The sequence below is a fragment of the Cellulomonas sp. URHD0024 genome (assembly GCF_000426185.1).
Taxonomy (GTDB): Bacteria; Actinomycetota; Actinomycetes; order Actinomycetales; family Cellulomonadaceae; genus Cellulomonas.
Window position 1 is genome coordinate 379,121 of the sequence record NZ_KE384505.1, and the last position, 11,574, is coordinate 390,694.

The window sequence follows — 11,574 nt, forward strand, 5'->3', positions numbered from 1 at the left end:
GACTGACGCAAAAGCCGCGGAGGGCGCAATGCGGACACCACGATGGAGAAGCGGGGGGCGTCACCGTGCGCGCCCGATTCCCGGCGCGTGGCGCTCCAGGTCCGTCGCCGCCTTCTCGTCGGTGACCGTCCTGGCGGGGGCCCTGGCCGTGGTCTCCTTCGCGCCGTCGCCCTCGGTCGGCGTGGTCCCGAGCACCGAGCGCCAGACGGTCAGCGGCCCCGCCACCCACAAGCAGCTGGCGCCGAAGCCCACGAGCGCGGCGTACCGATCGGCCCTGGCGCGGCTCACCGAGCGTGTGGAGGCCGTCGAGACCGCCTCCGTGACCCTCGTCGGCGGTCCGCTCGCCAGCCCGCCGGCGACGTTCGACCCCGTCTTTCCCGCGGCACCGCCCGAGTTCGTCGAGTCGGTGTCGAACGTGCCGCCGTCGGTGCTGACCGCCGACAGCCTTGCCCCGCGGGTGCGGGGCGCCCGCCAGCAGGTCGCGGGAGGTGACCTGACGGTCGCGTCCCGCGTGGTCAAGGGCGTCGAGACGGATGTGCTCCGGGTGGCCCTGGACCTCGCGGACCAGTCCGCTCAGAACTCGGCGCTGGCCCGCATGCTCTTCTCCACCGACCCGCACGTGGCGGTCCTGGACGCGGCGGTCGGGGCGACCCACGCCGCGGCAGCGAACCGCGACGTCGTCGCGGCGGCGACGGCCGCGGCGCAGGCCCGGGACGCCGCTGCAGCCATCACGGTCGCCGCCCAGGAGGCCAGCACGACGGCCGACGCGGCGACCAAGGCGGCGATCCTCCTCGCGGAGCAGCAGGCTCACTCGACCGACGGCTACACCAACGGCAACATCCCCCTCGACGTGCTGTGCGCGGTCGACTTCGCGCCCGGTCAGCACCTGCGGTGCGACGCGGCGGCGGCCCTCGTGCGGATGAACGCGGCCTACCACCAGGTGTTCGGCCACGACATGGTGATCACGGACTCGTACCGCAGCCTCGGCGCCCAGGTGATCACCAAGGCCGCCAAGGGTGGGCTCGCCGCCGTGCCCGGCACGTCGAACCACGGCTGGGGCCTGGCCGTCGATCTCGGCGACGGACTCGACAGCTACCGATCGCCGCAGTACGCGTGGCTCGCTGCCAACGCCGTGCTCTTCGGCTGGCACCACCCCACGTACATGAACGAGGACGGTCGCGGTCCCCATGAGCCGTGGCACTGGGAGTTCGGCACGACCGACGACCGCGGCACCGGCACGTCGACGCCGATCCTCGTGAACGGCCGGCCCAACGCGGCGACCCCGGCCCCGGTCGCGCCCACGGAGCAACCGAGCGCGACGCCGACGCCGACGCCGACGCCGACGCCGAGTCCGAGTCCCACGCCGACTCCCACGCCCAGCACTACTCCTACCCCGACGCCGACCCCCACCCCCAGCGTGTCGTCGACCCCGCACCCGACGCCGACGCCGAGCCCCGACCCACCCACCGAGTCGCCGACCGAGTCGCCGACGTCGACTCCGTTGCCCGACGCGACCGATCCGACGGTGCCCGGCCAGACGCCAACGCCCTGACGCACGCAAACAGGTGACTCGGACGGGCGTTCAGAGGTCGGCCCGCTAGGCTTCGCGCTCACCATGGCCCTTCAGACAGAGTCGTCCCCGGCCCGGTCGCGCACGCGGTTGCGCCGCCGCGAGGTCCGCACGTCCGTGATCGCTGGTTCGGTCGTCGTCGTGCTCGTCGCGCTGCTCGCGTTCCTCGACCCGACGGGGTTGCTCGCGCCGGTCGGCGGCCACGGCATGCCCGTGATCCGGTTCGGGGGTGTCTACCAGTGGGCGCCGCTGGTGGTCGGCCTGCCCGTCCTGCTCGCCGGCACGGTGCTGCCGGTCTACGCGGTCGGCCGGTCCAGCGCCCGAGCCGGCTGGATGTTCCTGGCGACGTGGATCGCCGTCACGGGGGCCGTCGCGCTCGCCGCCGCCGCCACCGGCCTTGCCGCCGCGCTCCCGCTGGTCGGACCGCATCTGAGCTTCGTGTCGGCGCTGACGTTCGCCGTCGCGACGAGCGGGTTCGCCGGTCTCAAGGGTCTGGTCGCCGGACCGCTGGTCGGCCTCGCGGCGGCGCTGGCCCACGGCCGACGACAGACCGACCCCGCCGGCACCGAGACAGCCGACCTCGACACAGCCGGCGACGACGCAGCCGTCGGCGGCAGGGCCGACACCGCAGCCGGCGCTACGGCCACGACGGGCGGTCCTGCGCCGGCTCCCGCCGAGGCGCCCAGCCGCCCGACCGTAGCCACGGCGACGGGTCTCGCCGTGGGGATCATGTTCGTCGTCGTGGCGCTCGCGGCTGTGGGCAACACCTCGTGGCGCGGCGGGCCGGTCGGCTACGCGTTCGCCGGACCGCTGCTGGCGCCGACCACTGCCGCCAGCGCGTTGGGCGCCCTGGCCGGGACGCTGGTGTTCCTCGCCATCTTCGGGCTGACCGTCCGGTCCGCGCTGCGGCGGACTCCCGACGAGGGCGCGCTTGCCGTCTGGCTCGCCGCGATCGTCGCAGGTGTGGCGCTGGGGGTGCTCGGGGCGGTCGTCGCCGGTGCGACCGGCCACCTCGACGTCGCGGGCCCGGACAGCTGGTGGATCGCGACGACACTCATCGCGGTCGCCACCGGGATCGGGTACGGCGTCGGGGTCGGCCCGATCGCCGCGGCAGCGACGGCACTCATGGGACGCGGCCGTGTGCGCGTGCCGCAGCTGCGCACCTGGGTCGTCGTCGGAACCGCCGTGGTCCTGCTCCTGGTCCCGCTCGCGGTGCCGACGCCCGCGAAGGGGCCCGACGCCGTACCGCCGCAGAAGGCGAGCGGCGGGATGGAGCGGCTGCACCTGCTGCCGGCGCGCGAGAAGGGCGGCCTGCCGGTGATCGGCGACGTCACCGGGCGGCGGGTGATCCTGCGCGGCGCCAACGTGAACCAGCTGATCGACTACTACCTGCGAGACCCTGCCGTCCCGGCGACACAGCCGCCGACCGACGAGGACTTCGCGCAGATGGCGGCGATGGGCTTCAACGTGGTGCGCCTCGGCATGTCGTGGTCGCGGCTGGAGCCGACTCGGGGTTCGTTCGACGAGGACTACCTGGACGAGGTCAAGAACGCCGTCGCGGACGCCAAGAGGAACGGCCTGTACACCGTCCTCGACATGCACGAGGACGCCTGGGGCAACGCGCTGGCGCGGCCCGACGAGAGCTGTGGCCTCGGGACCTCGCCGACCACCGGCTGGGACGGTGCCCCGGACTGGGCGACGTTCACCGACGGCGCCCTGCACTGCCAGTTCATGGCGCGCGACCTGGCGCCCGCGGTCGCGACGGCGTACAGCAGCTTCTACACGGACCGCGACGGGATCCAGAAGGAGCTCGTGCGCACCTGGGCGACCGTCGCCGCCGCCTTCGCGGACGAGCCGGCCGTCGCCGGGTACGACCTGTTCAACGAGCCCGGCATCGGCGCGACGCCGCCGGTCAGCAGCGGCCTGCTGCTCGGGCGGTACTACGACGCGGCGATCACGGCGATCCGCGAGGCCGAGTCGACGTCCGGCGGCTTCGCGCACCTCGCCTTCTTCGAGCCGAGCGTGCTGTGGTCCGGCCTCGGGTTCGACGTGACGCCGCCGCCCGGGTTCACCAGCGACACGCAGCTGGTGTTCTCGCCGCACCCGTACAGCGAGTCGATCACGCTGGACCAGAGCCTCGGGCTGACGATCGCGTCGATCGAGCGGAACCTGACGATGTCCGCCGAGGCGGCCAGGTCGTACGGCGCCGCGCTCTGGCTGGGGGAGTGGGGCTGGTTCGGGGACCCCGACGTCGACGGTGCCAAGGTGCAGCGCTTCGTCGGCGCACAGGACCGGCTCGGCGTCGGCGGCGCCTTCTGGGTGTGGCGGCAGGGCTGCGGCTCCCCGGAGACCGGCGACGACGCGACCAGCTCCGGCAACCTCGTCTCGGTCGACTGCGCCACCGGCGAGCTGACCCCGCCCCCGGCCGGCTTCGCGGAGCCGCTGAGCCGGGCGTACCCGCAGGCGTTCCCCGGACGGCTCGACTCGCTGATGTCCGGCGGCGCCGGACTGACGTTCCGGGCGTCCGTCGACGACCCCGACATCAACTGCCGGCTCGACGTGTGGGTGCCGGGCGATGCGTCACCGGTCGTGAGCACGGTGGGCGTGACGGGGGTCGAGACGACGAAGGTCGACGGCGGCTGGCGGGTGACCGGGTGTGCCACGGGCCGCTACACGGTCGAGGTGGGGGCCTGACCGCCTCCGCGGCGCGCGCCTGACGTCGACGCGAGACCATGGCGGTCTCGACTCGGCAAAGGAGCGTGCGATGCGCACGGTAGTCGTCACGGGAGCTGCGTCCGGGATCGGCTTGGCCACCAAGGAGCTGCTCGAGTCCCGCGGAGAGCGCGTCATCGGGGTCGACCTCCACGACAGCGACGTCGTCGTCGACCTGACGTCGGCAGACGGCCGGCGCGACCTGGTCGAGCAGGCCCGCGACCTCAGCGGCGGCACGATCGACGCGATCGCGGCGATCGCCGGTGTGGCGAGCTCGGGCGCCGCGGTCGTCGCCGTCAACTACTTCGGCGCGCTCGCCACCCTGGAAGGGCTGCGGCCGCTCCTCGCCGGCTCGTCCGCACCGCGCGCGGTCGTCACCTCCTCGATGTCCAGCCTGCTGCCGCGCGACGACGAGCTGGTCGACCTCTGCCTCGCCGACCAGGAGCGCGCTGCCCTCGACCGGGCCGACACGCTCGTCGACACCGGTCTCGGCCGCCTCGTCTACGGCACGTCGAAGGCGGCTCTGAGCCGCTGGCTGCGGCGGTCCGCCCCGGCCGAGCGCTGGGCCGGCGCCGGGATCCCGCTCAACGCGATCGCGCCCGGGATCGTCAAGACCCCCCTGGTCGCGAGCCTCATCTCCACCCCCGAGCGGCGGGAGGCTCTCGCCGAGCAGGTGCCGATGCCGCTGAACGGGTTCATGGAGCCGTCCGCGCCTGCGGCACTCCTCGCCTGGCTGATCAGCGAGGAGAACACGCACCTGTGCGGTCAGGTCGTCTTCATCGACGGGGGCTCCGACGCCGTGCTCCGTGGTGACTCGACCTGGTGAAGGTGCCCGGCGGCGCGGGCCGGGCCGATAGCCTCTCGCCGGTCTCCTGGCCGTCCGGGTAGGCGTCGTCGTGCCGACGGTCGCGACGTCCGCCCCGTCGAGCGAGCGGGCGCCGGCCCATCCGGCGTCGAGAACAACCTGAGTGCCGTCATAGGGGGTCTTGGCGTCACCCACGTTGTTCTCGGTCAGCGTCGGGCTGGTTGCGGTCAGTCGGGAGGACTGAGCGCGGCCTCGGCGTCCTTTCCCTGGGGATGACGTGCTCGTGATGTCCCCGGCGGCTGGCAGGGTTGGCCCGTGACCGACACGACGTTCGACGATGCCCTGGCGGTGCTGCGGCAGCTCGTCGGCAGTCCGGCCGCGGTGTTCCATGACGGGCAGCTCGAGGCGATCGAGCAGCTTGTCGACGAGCACCGGCGGGCGCTCGTCGTGCAGCGCACGGGCTGGGGCAAGTCGGCGGTGTACTTCGTCGCGACGATGCTGCTGCGTGCGCGCGGTGCGGGTCCGACTGTGCTCGTGTCCCCGCTGCTCGCGCTGATGCGGGACCAGGTGGCCGCCGCCGAGCGGGCGGGTGTGCGGGCCGTCGCCATCAACTCGACCAACGCGCACGAGTGGTCGTCGCTGCTGGCGTCGCTGGCGGCCGACGAGGTCGACGTGCTGCTCGTCTCGCCCGAGCGGCTGAACAACCCGTCGTTCCGTGAGACCCAGCTGCCCGCGCTCGTCGAGCGGCTCGGGATGCTCGTGGTCGACGAGGCGCACTGCATCAGCGACTGGGGCCACGACTTCCGCCCGGACTACCGCCGCCTGCGCGACCTCATCGCAGCGATCCCGCCCGATGTCCCGGTCCTCGCGACCACGGCCACCGCCAACGCCCGGGTCGTCGCCGATGTGGCTGAACAGCTCGGCGGATCGTCCGTCCTGACGATCCGCGGACCGCTGGCACGCACGTCCCTGCGGCTCGGCGTGCTGCGGCTGCCCGACGCCAAGACCCGGCTCGGCTGGCTGCTCAGCCACCTGGCGGACCTGCCCGGGTCCGGGATCATCTACACGCTCACCGTCTCGGCCGCCGAGGACACCGCCCGTCTGCTGCGCGAGGCGGGGTTGTCGGTGCGCGCCTACACGGGGCAGACCGATCCGGCGGAGCGTGAGTCGTTGGAAGCCGCCCTGAAGGCCAACGAGGTGAAGGCCCTGGTCGCGACGAGTGCGCTCGGCATGGGCTTCGACAAGCCCGACCTCGGCTTCGTCCTGCACCTCGGCGCGCCCTCGTCGCCGGTCGCGTACTACCAGCAGGTCGGCCGCGCCGGCCGCGCGACCGCGTCCGCCGACGTGCTCCTGCTCCCCGGCCCCGAGGACCGCGACATCTGGCAGTACTTCGCGACGGCGTCGATGCCGTCCCAGGACCGGGCCTCACGCGTCCTGCGCGAGCTGGCCGACGGTTCGGTCCTGTCGACGCCCGCCTTGGAGGCGCTCGTCAACGTGCGCCGGACCCAGCTGGAGCTGCTGCTCAAGGTGCTCGACGTCGACGGTGCCGTGCGTCGGGTGAAGGGCGGGTGGGAGTCGACCGGCCGGCCGTGGACCTACGACGCCGAACGCTACGAGCGGATCGCGGCCGCCCGAACCGCCGAGCAGGACCACATGATCGAGTACGAGCGCACGTCCGGCTGCCGCATGGAGTTCCTGCAGCGCTCGCTCGACGACGAGACCGCCAGACCGTGCGGCCGCTGCGACTCGTGCGCGGGCGCGTGGTACCCGGTCGACGTGGCTCCAGACGCGTCTGCCGAGGCCTCCCGTGCCATCGACCGCGTCGGCGTCCCGATCGAGCCGCGCGCCCAGTGGCCGGTCGGCGTCGCGGACCGCCTGGGCGTCCGCGGGAACATCCCGGTCGGGGAGCGAGCCTCCGAGGGCCGAGCCCTCGCCCGTCTGACGGACCTGGGTTGGGGCAACGTCCTGCGGTCGGTGTTCGCGGCAGGGGCGCCGGATGCTCCGGTGACGAGGGCGATGCTCGACGGCTGCGTCCGCGTCCTGGCGCAGTGGGACTGGGAGGAACGGCCCACGTCCGTGGTCGCGATGCCGTCACGACGGCGCCCGCTGCTCGTCGACTCCCTCGCCCGCGGGCTGGCGGAGATCGGGCGTCTGCCCTACGCGGGCGCGCTCTGTCTGGTCGACGGGGGCCCGACCGGCGAAGCGGGCGGCAGCAGCGCCTTTCGTCTGGCGGGCGTCTGGCAACGGTTCGACGCATCGATGCTCGAGCTGCCTCCCGGTCCGGTGCTGCTGGTCGACGACTTGGCGAGCAGTCGCTGGACGATCACCGTTGCCGCCCGTGAGCTCCGCCGATGCGGCGCGTCACGTGTCCTGCCGCTCCTGCTGGCCACGGTTGCCTGACAGGTGCAACCCCGACGCGCGCAACGAGACACAGGTGCGTCAGTCGGCGAGGCGCGTGGGACCAGGCCTGAGGGACATGAACCGCGTCGAGAGCGCATTGCCACCTTGGTCGTGGAGCTTGATGAGCGCATCCGAAGCCCGTAAGAACTTTCGGTCGAACAGGGTGAGTGAAACACGCATCGCCATGTAGGGGTAGGTGAGCAACATCGTCGTGACGTCTAGCGAGAAATACTTTCGAAGCAGGAGCAGCATCCTGTAGTGGGTCCGGCGCGCAACCGGACGAACAGCGACGACAATCGAGAACAACAGCAGCAGGGTCACCGCGATCGACAAGGCTCCGGCCTGGTTGGCGCTGAGCGGGGCGCCTGCCAGTGCGACGAACCCCGCGAAGCCAATACCCGCCAGCGCAAGGCCCGGCCACATGTGCATACCGACAGCCGGTGCTGGCACGAGCGAAAGCGCGTCGACCAGCGGGAATTTCGACTCCACTGCGTCCGTGGCGACCCTTTCGTGCTTCCCAGCCGTGCCGTGCATCGCGAGCGACATTGCCGCGGCGTAGATCGATGGGCGATGGGCGGACTTGGGAAAATCGCGGTCCAGCCGGGCCGATCTGGGCATCAAGGCGAGCTCATCGAGCCAACGCGACGGACACGGCACCTTGTTGAGCGTCACGGCGAGGTATCGAGACTCGAGAGCGGCCTCCGCAATAATTCGTGCCCACGCCCTCGCGTCTGTGGAGTCCGCGCCGGCCTGTTCGATCGCAAAGTCAAGGAACGGTGCGTCCTCGTGCATCGCGTTGACAATAAGACCAGGAGACTCCGTGACAAGGTCGACGCCTACTCCGCGGGCCAGGCGGAATGCGGCGGAGGCGCCCTCCCCTGCATAGCGTGAGAACAGGGTGTTTAGCCGATCGCGGCTGTCGCCCACGAGCGTGCTGAACATCGTGAAGAGGTCGTCGCCGTCCAGCGCCTGGCGCGGGCGAACATTCATCGTCTCCGCATTGGTTGCGTCGGCGACAACCGTTTGATAGAGGTGCAGGCGGCGAAGCCACGAATCGTCCCAAGCCGTAGATTCGACGGAGAGAAGGAACGTCCGCTCGTGTGTGAAGTACTGCGGCCAGATGTCGTGGTCGTACGCCTGGGTCTCCAGGAGACAGCGGCCGAGCAGGGGATCATGGCCGATTTCGGCGACCGCAGTGAGCGCAGCACGTTGTTGCTCGCGATTAGGGAGCAGGCCGACCATGAACGCCACGGTGTCGTCGAGTCGGGAGTCCGCGCGCCGCGTCGAGTCCGCGGCCAACGCCCTGCGCGCGTCGATGACTCCACGCCAGGCATCCGACCTTTCCCCGCGCGCTGCCTCGAGCGCTGCAAAGAATTCACAGAAGCTCCGATGGAGGAAGCGGAAGGACTCGCCGTCCCGTTCGACAGCCGTGAGCCCGGTCTCGGATCCCAGCGTGGTGAACGCTTCGTCGGCGTCGTCAGCCTCGACCCCGGTGACCTCGGCGACAACCTCGAGCGCGCGTGCCCAGGAGAGCGAGTTCGTCGCCTGTGCGGGATCCACCATGTTCTCGAGCGCGAGGATCCCGAAGATCGCTTGTCTCTGCCGCAGCGCGACGACCTGGGCCCGTCTGTCCCCCAGCTGTTCGCTCCTGCGTCGGATGAGCAGTTCCTTGGTGACTTCCTGGTAGAACTGGGTGCGGGTGTCGGGGAGGTTCTGTCCCCGCACCTTGAGGAAGTTTGAGACGTACATCGCGAGCACCAGTGGATTCCTGCACAGGTCGCGGAGGCTAGGTTTCTCCGCCAGCTCGGCGTGGACGTTCGCCGCAGTCACCGTCTTTGACGGAAGGGTCGTGAACCAGCGGACGAGGAAGTCGTAGATGTCGCCGGTCGAGAATGGTCGGACCGCGAGCACGCTTGGATATTGGTCGGCGAAGTCCTGGCGGCTCTGCTGGTGGAACTGCACGCGCATCGTCAGGACCACCCGATTGGCTGCGCTCCTGTCGGACAGGCGGCGGCTCAGGAGGTTCAGTGCGCGTCTTACCGCTGGGTAGCGATCAGCAGCGACTTCGTCGAGACCGTCGAGCAGTACGAGCAGGCCGGAATCGGAGGATTTGCTGTACTGCTCGAACAGGGCGTCCATCTTGTAGCCGTGCACGGGTTCGACCTTGTCCTTGCAGACCCGCCATATCCACTCCTCGATCTCCTCGTCGGAAACGTCCGACGCCGGAGGTCTCAGCGTTTTCAGCTCGATGATCAGTGGCAGCGGCTGCGTCTTTGGTGAGGCGATCGCTTTGCGGCAGCTGTCGCGGAAGATGCGCTTGACGAGCGATGTCTTGCCCGAACCAGGATCTCCGATCACTCGGAGGCGGTGCCCGGCATCGAGAACGTCGATGCTCGTGTACGCCGCCTGGTCGGTGGACTCCAGATTGAGGCGAACGAACATCCCGTCGGTCGGTATTTCCCGATCGTCGCCGGGGACCCGTAGCGATGCGGTATCTGGCCGTGCCAGGGCGATCCGACAGTATGTCCGCATGCTCGCCGAAGCGCTGATCGTGAAGTTGATCCAGCGATCCAGGCTGTACTGCAAGGCGTCGGCGACCTGGATCGCCTTGGACCGGAAGAATTTTCGGAAGCTTGCTATGAAGGCGATGACGGGCACGGTGAGAAACAGGATCAGCGGGGTGCGGATAGGATCCCACACGTCTGAAAAGAATGTTCCCATCTGCGTTGTCTCCTCGGCGTCGAGTTTCGAGACTGTCCTGTCCGAATACTCGTGAGACAGGTCTACGCGCCGCCCGCCGGGCGGTGAAGTGGCGACGGCCACGGGTCGCTGTGCATCAAGTCGACATGACGAGAATGTCAGATTCGACTTGTGCGTGTCTCTGGTTGCGCGGGGTGAATAGTGTGCCCGCCGTCATTGGCGGTCGGGGCCATCCGTGGCTTGCCGGTCGGGCCGTGCTCAGTCCGTGCTGGTAAGGAGCGACCGGCGAGGTGCTGCGACGCAGTGAGGAGGGGCCTGGCTGAGCACGGGCGCGGAGCGCCGCCGTATCAGGCTGGTCGCGGCACGCTGGCACCTCCGAAACGTCGAACGGGACCGCCTGCGGTCGTTCGCCGCGATGCCGCCGAGAGCGGGGTGACGCCGGGGCATGGTCAGGGGCGCGTCCGGCGTTCCCGGTGCGCCGCGATGACCGCCGAGACGATCAGACCGACGGCGCTGAGCAGCATCACGACCAGCCCGAGGCCGGCGTAGGCCGCGGCCGCAGGCTCGGGCCGGAAGTCGTCGGCAGCATCGACGACCGCGCCGACCGACCAGAAGACGTACCCGAACGCGACGACACCGACGACCACCGACGCGACCATCAGCCAGTGGCTCCAGTGCGACGGCGTCCCGGTGCGCGCCAGGATCAGGACGACAGCGACGACCGCGACGAGGCTGAGGACGACGAACGGTCCACCGATCAGAGACGTCGCCACGAGAAGCGCGCCTAGTCCGCCCCAGAGCCCCAGCGCGGGACCGGCACCCGACCGGCCCACCAGCACGTGTCCCAGCTGCCCCATCCGCAGTCGGACCGCCAGGCGCACAGCTCCCCGCGCGACGTCGTGGGCGTCGAGACCCTGCGCCTGCGCTTCGGCGAGGTCGGTGCGCCACTCGGGCTCGTACCGGGGGCGGTCGTCCCGCGGCGTGAGCCGGACGGCCCGGTCGACGCGCTGTGCGGGGGTGGTCATGGGACGTCCCTTCCGGTGCTGAGCTTGTCGGTCGCCCACGCGTGGCCCTCGGGCGTCAAGGTGTACAGCCGCCGGCGTGCGCCGGGCGCGTCCTCGCCCCAGCGTGATCGCACGAACCCCTCGCGCTCGAGGCGTTCGAGCAGCGGGTAGATCGTTCCGGTGGGGCGACCGGTCTGCTTGGCCACGAGCAGACCCCAGACCTCGGCCTCCGCTGCCAGGAAGCACCCGAGCACGCCGCGCAGCGCAGGCGTCAGCCTCAGATAGGTCCCCACGTGCTGACTCTACATATATAGGAACAGAACGCGACAAGCCAACCGCGCGATCCCCCCATGCGACGGCCCTGACGCTCACCGCCCACCCCC

General features: G+C 70.8%; 7 protein-coding genes. 4 read left to right on the plus strand and 3 right to left on the minus strand.

The window, feature by feature from the left end; translation table 11 throughout:
• The first annotated feature begins 121 nt into the window (after positions 1-121).
• The 4 genes from I847_RS25945 (at position 122) to I847_RS0118030 (ending at position 7,487) form a co-directional block, all read left to right on the plus strand.
• Positions 122-1,552: a D-alanyl-D-alanine carboxypeptidase family protein gene (locus I847_RS25945; RefSeq protein WP_051275044.1), complete on the plus strand. Its 1,431-nt coding sequence runs from the start codon at positions 122-124 to the stop codon at positions 1,550-1,552.
• Positions 1,553-1,615: 63 nt separating this feature from the next.
• Entirely contained in the window at positions 1,616-4,264 is a 2,649-nt protein-coding gene (locus I847_RS25950; RefSeq protein ID WP_051275045.1) for a cellulase family glycosylhydrolase, read from the plus strand.
• Positions 4,265-4,334: 70 nt separating this feature from the next.
• A complete protein-coding gene (locus I847_RS0118025) occupies positions 4,335-5,108 on the plus strand; it encodes an SDR family oxidoreductase (protein ID WP_028050796.1) in 774 nt (257 codons plus the stop codon).
• A gap of 294 nt (positions 5,109-5,402) precedes the next feature.
• Positions 5,403-7,487 carry a RecQ family ATP-dependent DNA helicase gene (locus tag I847_RS0118030; protein WP_028050797.1) on the plus strand — a complete coding sequence of 695 codons (2,085 nt, stop codon included), beginning with the start codon at positions 5,403-5,405 and terminating at the stop codon, positions 7,485-7,487.
• Between the two features lie 39 nt (positions 7,488-7,526).
• Here the strand turns inward: I847_RS0118030 and I847_RS0118035 are convergent, their stop codons facing one another.
• The 3 genes from I847_RS0118035 to I847_RS24730 form a co-directional block, all read right to left on the minus strand.
• Entirely contained in the window at positions 7,527-10,310 is a 2,784-nt protein-coding gene (locus I847_RS0118035; RefSeq protein WP_028050798.1) for an NACHT domain-containing NTPase, read from the minus strand.
• Between the two features lie 326 nt (positions 10,311-10,636).
• Complete coding sequence (locus I847_RS0118040; protein ID WP_028050799.1) at positions 10,637-11,212, minus strand: hypothetical protein; 576 nt, start codon at positions 11,210-11,212, stop codon at positions 10,637-10,639.
• Complete coding sequence (locus tag I847_RS24730; RefSeq protein WP_051275046.1) at positions 11,209-11,484, minus strand: PadR family transcriptional regulator; 276 nt, start codon at positions 11,482-11,484, stop codon at positions 11,209-11,211. The genes I847_RS0118040 and I847_RS24730 overlap by 4 nt, the downstream gene beginning before the upstream one ends.
• Between the last annotated feature and the right edge of the window lie 90 nt (positions 11,485-11,574).